The sequence below is a fragment of the Pedobacter sp. SYP-B3415 genome, assembly GCF_004138205.1.
GTDB lineage: Bacteria > Bacteroidota > Bacteroidia > Sphingobacteriales > Sphingobacteriaceae > Pedobacter.
This window is the reverse complement of sequence record NZ_RXNQ01000011.1, coordinates 330,703-343,645: the sequence shown is the minus strand read 5'-3', so window position 1 is coordinate 343,645 and position 12,943 is coordinate 330,703. Positions and strand designations below refer to the sequence as shown.

Here is a 12,943-nt window from a genome sequence, read left to right as displayed (position 1 = left end):
TTGAGTTTAAAAATACCCGCCCTTTTTGCGGTCTTCCATCGCAGCTTCAGAAACCTTGTCGTCCATCCGCGCACCGCGCTCACTGATCTTCGAAGCGCTGATCTCATTGATGATATCATCGATCTGATCGGCCTCAGATTCCACCGCCGCCGTACAGGACATGTCTCCTACCGTGCGGAAACGAACTTTTTTGTGGTAAATGGTGTCTTCTTCGTCCATATTCAAAAAAGGCGAAGCTGCCATCCACTGCCCGTTTCGCATAATGCAGTCGCGCTCATGCGCAAAATAGATACTCGGCAGTTCAATTTGTTCCCGGCGAATATAGTTCCAGACATCAAGTTCTGTCCAGTTGCTGATCGGGAACACACGCACATTCTCACCTTTGTGAATTCTGCCGTTATAGATATGCCAGAGCTCCGGCCGCTGTCTTTTAGGATCCCACTGCCCAAACTCATCGCGGACAGAAAAAATGCGTTCTTTGGCCCGGGCTTTCTCCTCGTCCCGACGGGCACCGCCTATACAGGCATCAAAACCATGCGCAGCAATGGTATCAAGCAGGGTAACGGTTTGTAGCGCGTTGCGACTGGCATTTTTACCCGTTTGTTCGATCACTTTACCCTGATCTATAGATTCCTGTACATAACCTACAATCAGTTTTTCGCCAATACGCTGCATCATCCTGTCGCGATAATCGATGGTTTCTGAAAAATTATGACCGGTATCGATGTGCACCAGCGGAAACGGAAACTTTCCGGGGCGAAACGCTTTTTCGGCCAGGCGTACAAGCGTAATCGAGTCCTTGCCGCCCGAGAAAAGCAATGCCGGCTTTTCGAACTGGCCCGCCACTTCACGGAGAATATGAATCGCTTCCGCTTCTAATTCGTCCAAATAATCTAAGTTGTATCTGCTCATGTTCTTTTTTGCGTGTTAATGCGTGGCGTGGAGGCCACATTCTTTTTTACTCTGGTCTTCCCACCACCAGCGGCCCGCGCGAAAATCTTCGCCCGGCGCAACCGCACGTGTGCAGGGCGCGCAGCCGATGCTTGGAAAGCCGCGGTCGTGCAGCGTGTTGTACACAATATTGTGTGTCTTAATGTAAGCTTTCACCTCATCAAGCGTCCAATGGAAAAGCGGATGATATTTGAACAGCCGGTTCCCTTCATCCCATTCAACCTCATGCATCTCTTCGCGATTTGCAGACTGATCTGCACGGATTCCGGTTATCCAGCATTCGTTGCCCGTCAGTGCGCGTTTCAGCGGCTCGATCTTGCGAATATAACAGCATTCCTTGCGGTTATCAACCGATTCATAAAAACTGCTCGGTCCCTTCGCGCCAACCATTTCCTGTAACAGATCAGGTCTCGGAAAGTAGGGTTCTATCTTTTTTCCATAGATTTCCAGGGTCCGGTTCCAGACATAATAGGTCTCCGGAAACAGCCGGCCCGTTTCAAGCGTAAACACCTGGACAGGTATATCGTTACTGAAGATGAGGTGGGTAATAACCTGATCTTCCCAGCCAAAGCTGGTCGAGAAAACGATTTTCCCGGCATACTTATCAGCAAGCAGGCGCAAAGCCGTAACCGGATCTTTTCCTTTCACTTCGTCCAATAGCGGACCAATATCTCCAACAATTTCCGACATGCTTTATACTAATTTTAATATCAACAAAATAAGGCTTCGCAGGCTGACCGCCATGACAATAATGCCCACAGCTACCATGATCGTCTTGGCAGAAATCCGGTTTGAAACCTTCGCTGCAATGGGCGCAGCAATTGCACTGCCTATGATCAGACCGCTGACTGCCTCCCAGTGTGCACCGCCGAGCATGGTAAAAAACGTTAGTGAACTTAGAATGGCAATGAAGAATCTGGTGATTTTTACCGTTCCCAAAGAGAATAACGGATGCCGCCCACCAGCAATCAGACTGGAAAGAACAATCGACCCCCAGCCACCGCCAAAAGCAGCATCAATAAAACCACCAAAAAAGCCTGTAACACCGATCTTCTTAATCTTCTCCGTTTTTCGCCTCCGGCGGATGCTCAGTGCTTTTCTAAGAATGATCGCACCCAGAATAAGCGTATAGGTAGCCACAACCGGCTTTGTGTAATGACTAAGATGCTCAAGAGACGAAAGCAGGAAAGCACCCAGCACGGCACCCGTTACACCGGGTATGATCAGAATTTTAAAAAGCTTCCAGTTTACATTGCCCATGCGGTAATGCATCCATCCCGCAATGCCATTGCTCAGCACTTCAGACAGATGGATAGCCATGCTGGCCGAGGCGGGCGGTATGCCCATAGCCAGCGAAAATGAAGCCGAAGTAACCCCGTAAGACATGCCGATCGCACCGTCAATCATAGCGAACACAAATCCGCCGAGAAGAAACCAGTAAAATACCGGATTGATATTAATCAGAAATGTTTGAAAACCGGGTTCCTTATACCAGAGTGTTGTACCTACGGCAGCAATGAAGCCTACCATAACAACCCAAACCAGCCACTTGAAATTATACCTGATCTTGCGTTCAAGCTTGGGGGCTACAAGCACCTCTGTTACAGCATTTAGTCTTTTAACTTTCTGTGCAAAATCACCACGCAGTGTTTCCCTGAGCGCGTTCATTTGCTGCAATGTGATATCAAGATCGGCGGGCAGGTCTTCTGCCAGCAACTCACGTAAACGTTTGGCAATCGTGGGCGATTTTCCGTTCGTTGAAATAGCGATTTTGAGATCGCCCTTTTTTACGATAGAGCCGAGGTAAAAATCGCAGAGTGCCGGCTGATCCGCAACGTTTACCAGCAGCCTGCGCGCATGCGCCGCCGTTCTGATCTCTTCGTTCAGCCGGTTATCTGCCGTGGCTGCAACAACGATATCGGCCCGGTCAAGGTCTGCAGGCTCAAAACTTTTTTGTATAATCTTTACACTTGGATAAGCAGCGGCAAAATCGATCAGCGCAGGCAACACAATTTCGGCAACAACACTTACGCTTGCGCCTGCGCTGTTGTGCATGATGGCCATAAGTTTTTCCAGGCCGACATTCCCTGCACCAACCAGTACGGTGTGCAGCTGGTTAAGCTTCACAAAGACCGGAAAAAGTTCATTCCCGGCGCTTCCTGCCGCGTCTGCACCAACAGGGCTATTTTTCAGTAACTCCTGCATGTAATACCTGTAGCGACCTGAATGATGGATGCAACGAAACGACTTCCCCGAATATAAGCACAGACGGTGCCTTGATCTGTTCGCGTGCTGCCGTTTCAGCAATGTTTCTGACTGTGCCGCTTACCATACGCTCCGCAGGTGTCGAGCCATCCTGGATAATTGCTGCAGGCAGGTCAGCCCTACCCGCGGCGGCAAAAATATTGGTAATTTCCTGAAGCTTCTTCAAACCCATTAACACAACAACCGTAGCGTTTGACCGGGCGGCGTCATAAATGTCGGCAGAAACCTGGCCGGATGTTGTCGTTCCGGTTACCACCCAGAAACTCTCGCTCATGCCGCGGTGTGTAACAGGAATCTGCTGAATTCCCGCTACAGCAATAGAGCTGGAAATGCCTGGTACTACAGTTGCAGGAATATGATGCGCAGCCGCAAATTCAAGTTCTTCATACCCCCTGCCGAACACAAAAGGATCGCCGCCTTTCAGGCGTACAACATGACCATAGTTAACCGCATAATCGACCATAAGCCTGTTAATGGTTTCCTGCGCATAAGCATGCTCACCGGAACGTTTGCCAACATATATTTTTACGGCTGCCGCCGGAACGTGATCAAGCATAGCCTCGCCAACCAGTGCATCGTACAAAACTACATCGGCCGATTGAAGTGCCTTTAGACCTTTCAGTGTTATCAGTTCCGGATCGCCCGGACCGGCGCCCACCAGTGTTATTCTTGGTTCTTTTGTATTCATGATACGACAACCTCTCTTTTTGTACGCACCTGGCCGATAAACGCCTGTGCCTGTTTAACATATTGATTTGCAAATGTCTCGTCCGGCTCGTTTTTATTGATCTGCAGAACAAGATCAGTAAACGTACCTTCGAGACCGATCTCGCCCGTTTGCACATACCGCTCGTCAAATTCCCTGATCACACCGGCCTGGGTGCTGCTGTTAACCGATTTATCGAGTAACAGCGCTTTCGCTGAGCTCACAAATACGGCATAGGCGTGGTAAATAGCATCAGCCCAGGCACCATTTTTAAGTGCGGCCTCAGACCAGCCAAGTTTTTCCTCGGCTTCGAGCAGCAGCGTGCCAACCAGATCGATCATCACGCCCGCACACTCACCAACACCGATAGCGGTTTCGAATGTCTCTTCATGGCCCCAGTCTACAAATTCTTCAGGCTGGAGGGTTGCCAGATCGGCAAGCGGTTTCAGCAGGCGGTAAAAATAGTCCTTACCCTGGCGGTCATAATAGACATGAAAATTTTCGCCGGTGGCACGCTGCAATTTGAAGTCATCCAGCACCGCCCTTAATACCGCTGTTGCGCGTTTAGACGGTACCTTGATAACGCGTTCAGCTACCCGCCCGATGCCATCTCCAACCGTTCCGCCGCCAAGCATGACCTGCACCGCAGGTACAACCTTTCCGGCTGCTTTTAATGAGCTGCCATGAAAACCAATCTCCGCCAGTCCGTGCTGCCCGCATGAGTTCATGCAGCCGCTTATTTTAACTTTGAGCTGGCGTTCGTAGATAAACTCCGGATACTCATTGTAAACCAGGTCTTCAAGAACGGCGGCCAGCGTCATGCTGTTTGAAATGCCCAGGTTACAGGTATCTGTTCCCGGACAGGTAGTAATATCGGCAAGGCTGTCAAAACCCAACGCCGTATAGCCTAGTGCATGCAGCGCCTGATAGAGATATGGGAGATATTCCTTTTTTACATATTTAAGAAGGAGCCCCTGATTCTGAGTAATGCGCATTTCATCCGCAGCATAGGGATGTATGGCTGCGATCAGTTCACGTGCTTTCGCCGTGGGAATATCGCCCTTCAGCACCTTAATATAAACCCCATGAAAACCAGGCTGCTTCTGTTCGAAGACATTGGTCTTCAGCCACGCCTCATAATGCGCCTGGTCTGCTACAGCTGCCGTACCGGCAGGAACCGTGGCGGGCACCTGCGGATCAGCGACCACTTCCCTGTTCACGGTATATGTCTTTACTTTGTTGGCAACGCGCTCTTCTGCAATAAGACGTAATACTTCATCGAGACCGAGCTTCTGAACAAGAAACTTAAAACGGGCCTTATTCCGGTTATTCCGTTCGCCATAGCGGTCAAATACCCGCAGCGTGGACTCGACGTAAGGAATAAGCTGGTCTTCGGGCAGGAAATCGTGGACAAGATTTGCAAGCACGGGCTGCGCACCAAGTCCGCCCGCAAAAAGCACTCTAAACCCGCGTTCGCCGGCCGGATTTATTTTTGGGATAAAGCCAAGATCATGAATATAACTGAAGGCAGTATCCTCTTCGCTTGATGAAAATGAGATCTTAAACTTACGCCCCATTTCCTGGCAGATCGGGTTACGCAAAAAATAAGCGAAGGTTGCCTGTGCATACGGAGAAACGTCAAAAGGTTCTTTCGGATCGATTCCCGCAGTCGGCGATGATGTAACGTTACGAACCGTATTGCCGCACGCTTCGCGCAGGGTAATATCATCTTCAGCCAGCTTGGCCCAAAGCTCAGGTGTGCGGTCAAGACTTACATAATGAATCTGGATGTCCTGGCGCGTAGTCAGGTGCAGGTTGCTGCTGGCAAATTCGTCTGAAATGTCTGCGATCTTCAGAAACTGACGAAAGGTTACCCGGCCAAATGGCAGCTTGATACGAACCATCTGCACGCCCGGCTGCCGCTGCCCGTATACGCCCCTTGCCAGACGTAAACTTCTGAATTTCTCATCGTGTATTGCTCCTTCCCTGAATAACCTGATCTTTTTTTCAAGATCGATAATATCCTGTTCAACGAGCGGATTCTCCAACTCTGTCCTGAAACTTTGCATGTTAAAATGTATTAATGGTCTTCCTCAACCAGGTGGCCGGGAAAACGCACCTGCCTGTGCAAGTACCACGCTGCTGAACAGATGCCATACTTGCCCCTTAAAACAGGCATTCTTGTTTTGCTTAATTAAACAAATATATAAAGTATATGGATATAGTAGGATATTTAATCAAAAAAATACCCGGAGCTACAGTCCGAGTTTAAGGCCGCCTTCGCGGGAAATGATATCGGCAATGCTGGTTTCGCTCAAAATTTTTAGCGTTGCATCCCGTACATCAAGAAAAACATTGCGGATGCCGCAGGTTACTTCATCGTGGCATTCATCGCATTTATGATAAAATTTCATGCTGGCGCAGGGCACCATGGCAATCGGTCCGTCGGTGATACGCATCACATCAACCAGGTAAATATCACTGGCGGGTTTGTTCAGACTGTAACCCCCTCCTGCACCCTTTTTACTATACAGAAAACCGTTGTTACGCAGGTCAAGCAGGATCTGTTCCAGAAACTTTTTGGGTATATGCTCTTCCTCAGCAATCCTGGATATCTGAATCGGTGGTTTATCAGCGTTTTTTCCCAGTGCAACGAGGGCCTTGATGGCGTATTTGGTCTTTTTAGAAAGCATGCAGTTACAAAACTAACAAATCTTTATGAAAATACCCACGCCGGCAGGCACAGGTTGCCTTCAGCGCGGGTATTACGTTTTTTCTGGTTTTTTTATTTTAACGTTACCGGCACGGCAACTTTTTCCCATTTCAATACAAAACCGGTTTTGGTTATTTCATATTTCAGGCGCTCCTGTACAGCAGATAACTTCTGGATCTTTACATCCGCACGAAGCTGGTCTTTACCTGCCTCATATTTATAAGCTCCCCATTGTTTTGGCTCCTTGTTGAAAATAACGGTCCAGGTGCTGCCTTGCTTTGGAATAACAAAAAACGAATACTTACCGGCTGGCAGCGCTTTTCCGCTCACTGTAAGATCTTTGTCAGTCTCAACAGTAGTGGCTTCGTTTGCGCCTGCACGCCAAACGGCATCATACTTTTCAAGGGCTCCCCAGATCTCGCGTCCTTTCACCGCCGGACTGCTGTAACTGATCGTAATATTGGCGCCTTTTACCTTACCGGTAACGGTTTCGGCCGGACTCGCTTTAGGCTTTGCGTCCTGAGCATAGCTAAGAACAGACACCAGCATGGTACCAGTGAAAGCCAGGGTTTTGATTGAATTTTTTAACAGATTCATGTTAAGTTGTTTTGTTCGGTATAAAGATAAGTTTCTGTTTTCAAATATAGGCTGCTTAGTCAAGCAAGGTCCAGGTCTTTCTGGTTTGTACCTGCTGAACCATTTGCTGCTCGGCTACAACGATGTTTTCTTTGCGCTGACCAATGTATTCGAGCGTGCTCAATTTGTTCCACAGGGCAACAAGCACCCGCATAAACTCTTCGACCATGGCAAATGAGGCATTAATGTCGCGGTGGTCATAAACCAGTTCGATAGTTCTGGCAAGCAATTCTTCAAAGTTTCCAGGTGTAACATCTTTCCACTCATAAAAGTACTTCAGCATCTCCTCCCGTTCCTTTGTTTCAATCTGTTTAACTCCTGTAAAAAACACATGTGCAAGCGTAGAAAAATAACCGGGCACAGTCATCGGTGTTTGCTGATAGGCTACATTTCTGTAGGCGTAGAAAATCTGAGCAAGATAATCAAGCATTTTTTCTGACAGCAGACGGATGTTGCGCCCCAGGGGTGTGATAGAATCCCGGCCTGTAGTCTTGTCTATGATCCGGAATGCCGCCTGCTGAAGTTCATTGATCAGCGAGTTCAGCAACTCATAATAGCGGATCAGCAAGGGGTGACTGATGATTGTTGCACTCGGCGGAATATACGATCGATCTACCGCGATCCGTCCGGCTTCCAGATAAACCCGGCCTATTGTAAGATGAAACCCATCTGCCGTGTCACGGGAAATTTCGCCCGCAGGCAGAACAGCAACACTGTACTTTTTTCTGATTTCAGGGTACCGCGGCGGATTTTCTGCTGTATCCGGCATTCCGGCGGGCTGCCTGTCAAACGGGTTGACAACCAACAGCACATGGAACAGCATATTCTGCGCTCCTTCCATTTGATCGGGACTGAAATAGTGGTTATGGATGATCTGCTCCGTCAGGTCATTTCCTGATAAGTCGATCCGGCAGCCTTCTGCTGTGATGGCGTTGCAATGCCGCACGCGAACCTCTAAATGGTTGGTCGCTTTCTCAATGATCTCAATGTCATGCGAGCTGTTCTTGCCCGTAAAGGGCGGCAGCAGCCCGTAATTACTGTTATTTATAAAAACGGAGGACGAGTCTCTTACAAAGTCCTGGATAAAATGATCTGTACTCGTAAAATGGGCACCGGACAGCTTCATGCCATCGACCCAGTTAACAGGCTTATATTTCAGGGGAGATATCATACATAAGAGTGTTTAGGTAATTTTAAATGAAAACGGCCTGGTCTTCATTCGGCTGTGTCATAGCAACATTTTCAGAAACGCGCTTTGCATAAATGGTCATTTTTTCGTTGATTCCGTTGCGGGTGATATCCAGATCGGGATCGAGGAAGAGATTTTTTCTGAAAAACGACGTTTTGACGAAAAACATCCATTTATAACTTTGGTTTTCATCGTTTCTGAATTCGATCGGGCTTTTGGGAAACTTCAGGTTATAATCGTCAATGAACTTGTGAAACCAGATACCAAAGTTCATGTTCTCGGGTGCCTTTACTTTCACCTTCAAGGGCTCAGCATCATTGGTATTTTTGTATAGCTCAAGTTCCAGTACCAGGAGCCTGTCGAAATCGAGGTGTTCCATATCGATCCGAAGGGGAGTTGGCGGATACTGCCAGATCTTATAGATCTCCGTTGGAATGCTGATAAATGCCACATATGTCCACCAGAAAACCAGCGGCAGAAAATAAACACTGATCGCTGTTGCTCCCCACAATCCCATCTTCAACTCGCTTAACCAGTTAAATGCGAGCTGGTAAAGGTAAATACCCAGCAGCGCGGCTATGAGTAATGCAAAAAAAATGAAAAACTTTCGCTCGATCAGTTCGGTGGGATAATGTTTAGTAAACAAAAATACGGTAAGGCAACCCATACCGAGATAATAAATCTGACTGATAATATAACCCCAGGGCATGAAGTCGAAACCCAGCATACCGAGAAAACCCGGCAGCGCCAGCACAATTGCTGTCAGCAAGACATAGACGATCAGACGTTTATTGTTAAGAAATTTATTTTTCTTATTGATGATGGCCATGATCGCGGCCGAAACGACGAAAATAAGTGGAAATAAAAGATAGCGGATGAAGAAAGATTTTACGTCCATTTAATAGATTTATAGAGGTATTTTTTCTTAGCAAATATGATACCTTAAAATTGTTTAACGGCCGGCGAAAGCTTTTCTGGCACAATTATTCCGGGGCAGGTCTTACAAGGTATCCCTTTCATGAAATCAGCGCTTAAATCTACCAACGAGTTATCTACAGACTACAAGGCGGTTGCCAAGGCCGCAGAAATTATTGAAAATGAACTGCTTTCAGCAGATCAGGTGCTGGTATTGCCGCGTTCGGGCGACCGGCGGTCGTTCAGTAAAGAGATTAATAACATTAGCACGTATTTTTCTGAGACACGTTTAGCCGACTGTTTACGCATAGATGCAAATCGGGAGGGCTTCTATGACATGCTTCCTGAAGGTCTTTTTCATGAACCTTATGCACAAAAAGGAGCGCTGTCTGAAGAAGATATGATCCGGGATGTGCAGCAGCGACGCGAAGAAGAGAAGCATGCCAGGACTTTCTTCATGCCTTTCGAGGCAGAACTGTATAACCTCCGCATTCTGCTTGAACGTTATGAAAGCCGGCTTGATAAAAAGACGACTTTCAGCAATCTGACAGGCATCTTCAGGAATAAGTGGCCGGAGTTTGACCTATTTGACCGCCATCAGAGCATCATATGGATGCATTTTCTGCCGGTTATTCACGAAAAGCGAAACGACCTGTTGTTCCTGGGCCAGCTTCTGCAGGTACTTTTTTCTGTACCGGTCAGTGTGCAGCGCGACAGGTCTCCCGGAAGAAAAACCAGGATCGATGAGCCCATGCAATTCAGGCTTGGTTCCGGTACGCTCGGCGTCGATTGTGTAGCCGGCGACACCTTTGACAGTGATGACGACCTTGTTCTCATTCATATCGGCCCCTGCCCGACCAACCAATTGCTGGATTTTCTGCCAGACGGAATAAACACAAAAATAACCGACCTGGCTACTTCGTATCTGCTTCCATTTGATACTGCTTACGAGATTATACTTGAAGCTTCTGCTGAAGACCGGAACGGCTCGATCGGCAGTGAGCAGGGGAACGCCTATCTCGGATTTACCATGTACCTGTAGCCGGTGTTTTACCAGACTCGTGCCGGCTCAACCATCAGACGAAAATGAAGATCCATTGCGCTCCGGGCCTCAAGCCGCGACTTTGTAAGTGCCAGCAGGGATTCCCACTCCTCGGCCTGCAGTTTTGTTTTATCTGAAGGTGTCAGGAAGATATCGGTAGTCCGCACAAAACCTTCCTTCGGATTCTTAGATGCAAACAGCCCTTTACGGATATCTACCGAGACAATCCGGTCGCCTAGCTCAAGCAAACAAAAATTCACGATATCAGATTTTGTTACGACCCTGTCGGCAGTGGTTAGACCATATTTGTAGGCTTGTATACGGTCGCTGGCGTTCAGACGTGACCTTCCGCCAACGGTTGTACTCAGCAGACTAACACCATCGGGCCGAACGCCAGCAATTTTCACCGGGATCAGCCTGCTGCCGGTCTTGATCTTATTTCCCAGTTCAGCATCAGTAAGCCAGTAGTCAAGAAACATGATATCAGTATCATTTATGGGTTTGACCACCACATAATTGAGCAGTTCCCTGAAATGGGCCGATTGGTTCAGCGTTTTTTGTTCGATCAGAGACAGGGTCTGCTCGAGGTTTTTCAGGGTATTGTTAAGGAAATCAGAGCCATAAGAATAAAACGCCGCTTTCTCATCGCGAAGTAATTCAAACAGGTATTCAACAAGCTCACGCGCATTACGGCTGTCAAAACGTTCGGTGCCGCCATACCTGATGGTGAACGAGCCGTCCGCACGTTCGGTCTCATCAGCAAAAGGCACTTCTTTGTAACTCTTCCCCTGTTTATCTTTCAGGCTGTCGACCGCAAGCAGCTGCTCATGGCCTTCAGTTTTTACCGGAATAATCGTTGTCATTGTGCGGAGCCGGTGTTTAATTTCCCGCAATTTTTTGTTCACCACCGGAAACGCATTTACATAAACCTGAAGTTCCTCGATCATTTGCGGGCTGAACGCCGCCGGCAGTTCAATGCGGATCCAGAACAAAGGCTTATTCAGGAGAGCGAGCGAGGCAGGCTGGAACACGCCCGGGAAGGTATCAGGATAGTTAACCATAAGCTGGTTAATCTGCTGAATATCTGTTTTTTCTATAGTCAGGAATCTATTCCGGTAGTGGCTTTGAACGTCTTCTGTAAGCCTGTACATCAGGTTCTGGTTGCGAAACGGTGCTAAAGCTTCGGCGCGCTGGTCACGAAGAAAAAAAGCATCCCGGACCATAGATAATTCCTGATTGCCGGCGAACCATTTCGACAGCGACAGCAGCTCATAGGCATCGTCCTGAACGCGAAAGTTCCGCCAGTCAAAGTAAAAACTCAGCCCCTCCGCCGATGTAAGCCTGGGGTCGCATTCGATCCCCAGGAAAAGACTGTTCTGACCCACGGAAAAACCAGGCAGCGTGTTGGCTGCCACAGATTTATGCCCCGAATCTTCCAGTTTAAAAAGATGTGATCCCGAAGCGACAAAACGTATGCGGGCATTAAAGATCCGCGTTTTAGCCAGGGGGCTGAAAGGAATGTCGACTGTTTTATCCTCCCCTTTTCCGTCAGGCTGTTTTAGTTTTTTTTGATAAATAAAGCTATGATGGGTTCCAAGAACCTCGGTTGCTTCCACCGGCAACGCCTGCAGGATGCCGTGTGCCGGCAACGGGCTGGTCAGGATATCCGAAGACAAGATGCGGGATATCTTATCAAGAATTCTGTTCTCGAGATTTTTAACGTCATTTGAGACGAGAAAAAGCTCAGCGCTCAGCGCCTCGAGCAGCAGTTTGACAAGCGGATCGAAATCGCTCGCATTACGCACGCCCCAGAAGTCGCGCGCATTTTTCAATATCCGGTTGCGGATTTCATCTTTTGACGAGTAAAATATGTTGTCCATAGGTTCGGTTCAGGTGTGTAGTGCGTGCAGGTAATTTGTCCAGAAAAATGAGCAGTCGTTTCCAGATTTAAGAACACTCCTAACTGGTTAGCGGACTTAAAAATAACGCCGTATTGAAAAAATATTTCTCGCCGGTAGTGTTTATTTTCCCTTTAACAACAAGATCAACCTTTTTTTTGATTTCGGTTACATTGCGCTGTGGGTAAAATTTCTCCACTTCGCTCATCTTCACTTCCGCGCTTACATCATAAAGCCGGCTTTCATACTCTGTTACGGAGCGGAGCAGCGACTTCCTGAATTTCTCTTCCCAGATGGTCTCGCTTACGATAAGTTCAAAGTCCAGATCCCAGATCTCACAACCGAAATCAGGATTGAAGCGATGTTCGCCAAAGCGTGTAAAAATGATAAGCTGGATGTTATTCGAAATAGATTTACCGAGATCAGTCTCCTGAAACTCGCGCTGTTCGAAAATATTTTTAAAGTTGAAAGGCCTGCTGTAAAAATTCGCTGCCATGGGCGCTTATTTAAATGGAACAAAAATTGTTGACTGGTTCGGGGTTGTTTAATTTTTCAACCTGGTCCCGGCACTTAACATGTCAGGGCGATATAGCTGATCAGTTAACGTCTCTCAAACAAAAACTGAAAA

12 protein-coding genes are annotated in these 12,943 nt (G+C 47.8%); 1 reads left to right on the top strand and 11 read right to left on the bottom strand.

Features of this window, described 5'->3' with window-relative positions; all coding sequences use genetic code 11:
• Positions 1-6: 6 nt before the first annotated feature.
• From cysD to EJV45_RS07405, 9 genes are all read right to left on the bottom strand, one after another.
• The gene (gene cysD, locus EJV45_RS07445) at positions 7-912 is read right to left on the bottom strand and encodes a sulfate adenylyltransferase subunit CysD (protein WP_129715029.1); all 906 of its coding nucleotides are present in this window, start codon (positions 910-912) and stop codon (positions 7-9) included.
• 15 nt (positions 913-927) lie between these two features.
• Positions 928-1,641 carry a phosphoadenylyl-sulfate reductase gene (locus tag EJV45_RS07440; protein ID WP_129715028.1) on the bottom strand — a complete coding sequence of 238 codons (714 nt, stop codon included), beginning with the start codon at positions 1,639-1,641 and terminating at the stop codon, positions 928-930.
• A gap of 3 nt (positions 1,642-1,644) precedes the next feature.
• Complete coding sequence (locus EJV45_RS07435) at positions 1,645-3,156, bottom strand: TSUP family transporter (RefSeq protein WP_129715027.1); 1,512 nt, start codon at positions 3,154-3,156, stop codon at positions 1,645-1,647.
• The gene (gene cobA / locus EJV45_RS07430) at positions 3,134-3,904 is read right to left on the bottom strand and encodes a uroporphyrinogen-III C-methyltransferase (protein WP_129715026.1); all 771 of its coding nucleotides are present in this window, start codon (positions 3,902-3,904) and stop codon (positions 3,134-3,136) included. The genes EJV45_RS07435 and cobA overlap by 23 nt, the downstream gene beginning before the upstream one ends.
• On the bottom strand, positions 3,901-5,991 hold the full coding sequence (locus EJV45_RS07425; RefSeq protein WP_129715025.1) for a HEPN domain-containing protein: 2,091 nt from the start codon (positions 5,989-5,991) through the stop codon (positions 3,901-3,903). Before EJV45_RS07425 ends, cobA begins: the two co-directional genes overlap by 4 nt.
• Before the next feature lie 186 nt (positions 5,992-6,177).
• Positions 6,178-6,615, bottom strand: a complete 438-nt coding sequence (locus EJV45_RS07420) for an Rrf2 family transcriptional regulator (protein ID WP_129715024.1) — start codon at positions 6,613-6,615, stop codon at positions 6,178-6,180.
• A 92-nt stretch (positions 6,616-6,707) separates the two neighbouring features.
• Complete coding sequence (locus tag EJV45_RS07415; RefSeq protein ID WP_205942342.1) at positions 6,708-7,232, bottom strand: DUF2911 domain-containing protein; 525 nt, start codon at positions 7,230-7,232, stop codon at positions 6,708-6,710.
• 55 nt (positions 7,233-7,287) lie between these two features.
• Positions 7,288-8,442: a hypothetical protein gene (locus tag EJV45_RS07410; RefSeq protein ID WP_129715023.1), complete on the bottom strand. Its 1,155-nt coding sequence runs from the start codon at positions 8,440-8,442 to the stop codon at positions 7,288-7,290.
• A gap of 22 nt (positions 8,443-8,464) precedes the next feature.
• Positions 8,465-9,358, bottom strand: coding sequence for a TssN family type VI secretion system protein (locus EJV45_RS07405; protein ID WP_129715022.1), 894 nt, complete (start codon positions 9,356-9,358; stop codon positions 8,465-8,467).
• A gap of 120 nt (positions 9,359-9,478) precedes the next feature.
• Between EJV45_RS07405 and EJV45_RS07400 the strand changes: the two genes are divergently transcribed.
• The gene (locus EJV45_RS07400) at positions 9,479-10,417 is read left to right on the top strand and encodes a type VI secretion system baseplate subunit TssG (protein WP_129715021.1); all 939 of its coding nucleotides are present in this window, start codon (positions 9,479-9,481) and stop codon (positions 10,415-10,417) included.
• An 8-nt stretch (positions 10,418-10,425) separates the two neighbouring features.
• Here the strand turns inward: EJV45_RS07400 and EJV45_RS07395 are convergent, their stop codons facing one another.
• Both EJV45_RS07395 and EJV45_RS07390 read right to left on the bottom strand, forming a co-directional pair.
• On the bottom strand, positions 10,426-12,297 hold the full coding sequence (locus tag EJV45_RS07395) for a type VI secretion system baseplate subunit TssF (RefSeq protein ID WP_129715020.1): 1,872 nt from the start codon (positions 12,295-12,297) through the stop codon (positions 10,426-10,428).
• Between the two features lie 79 nt (positions 12,298-12,376).
• Positions 12,377-12,811 carry a GPW/gp25 family protein gene (locus EJV45_RS07390; RefSeq protein ID WP_129715019.1) on the bottom strand — a complete coding sequence of 145 codons (435 nt, stop codon included), beginning with the start codon at positions 12,809-12,811 and terminating at the stop codon, positions 12,377-12,379.
• Between the last annotated feature and the right edge of the window lie 132 nt (positions 12,812-12,943).

What these genes read in the sequence shown, in the direction of transcription:
- EJV45_RS07400 (WP_129715021.1), top strand. Translation starts at nt 9,479, where the DNA reads ATGAAATCAGCGCTTAAATCTACCAACGAGTTATCTACAGACTACAAG.
- EJV45_RS07390 (WP_129715019.1), bottom strand. Translation starts at nt 12,811, where the DNA reads ATGGCAGCGAATTTTTACAGCAGGCCTTTCAACTTTAAAAATATTTTC.
- EJV45_RS07435 (WP_129715027.1), bottom strand. Translation starts at nt 3,156, where the DNA reads ATGCAGGAGTTACTGAAAAATAGCCCTGTTGGTGCAGACGCGGCAGGA.
- cysD (WP_129715029.1), bottom strand. Translation starts at nt 912, where the DNA reads ATGAGCAGATACAACTTAGATTATTTGGACGAATTAGAAGCGGAAGCG.
- EJV45_RS07405 (WP_129715022.1), bottom strand. Translation starts at nt 9,358, where the DNA reads ATGGACGTAAAATCTTTCTTCATCCGCTATCTTTTATTTCCACTTATT.
- EJV45_RS07425 (WP_129715025.1), bottom strand. Translation starts at nt 5,991, where the DNA reads ATGCAAAGTTTCAGGACAGAGTTGGAGAATCCGCTCGTTGAACAGGAT.
- EJV45_RS07410 (WP_129715023.1), bottom strand. Translation starts at nt 8,442, where the DNA reads ATGATATCTCCCCTGAAATATAAGCCTGTTAACTGGGTCGATGGCATG.
- EJV45_RS07415 (WP_205942342.1), bottom strand. Translation starts at nt 7,232, where the DNA reads ATGAATCTGTTAAAAAATTCAATCAAAACCCTGGCTTTCACTGGTACC.
- EJV45_RS07420 (WP_129715024.1), bottom strand. Translation starts at nt 6,615, where the DNA reads ATGCTTTCTAAAAAGACCAAATACGCCATCAAGGCCCTCGTTGCACTG.
- cobA (WP_129715026.1), bottom strand. Translation starts at nt 3,904, where the DNA reads ATGAATACAAAAGAACCAAGAATAACACTGGTGGGCGCCGGTCCGGGC.
- EJV45_RS07395 (WP_129715020.1), bottom strand. Translation starts at nt 12,297, where the DNA reads ATGGACAACATATTTTACTCGTCAAAAGATGAAATCCGCAACCGGATA.
- EJV45_RS07440 (WP_129715028.1), bottom strand. Translation starts at nt 1,641, where the DNA reads ATGTCGGAAATTGTTGGAGATATTGGTCCGCTATTGGACGAAGTGAAA.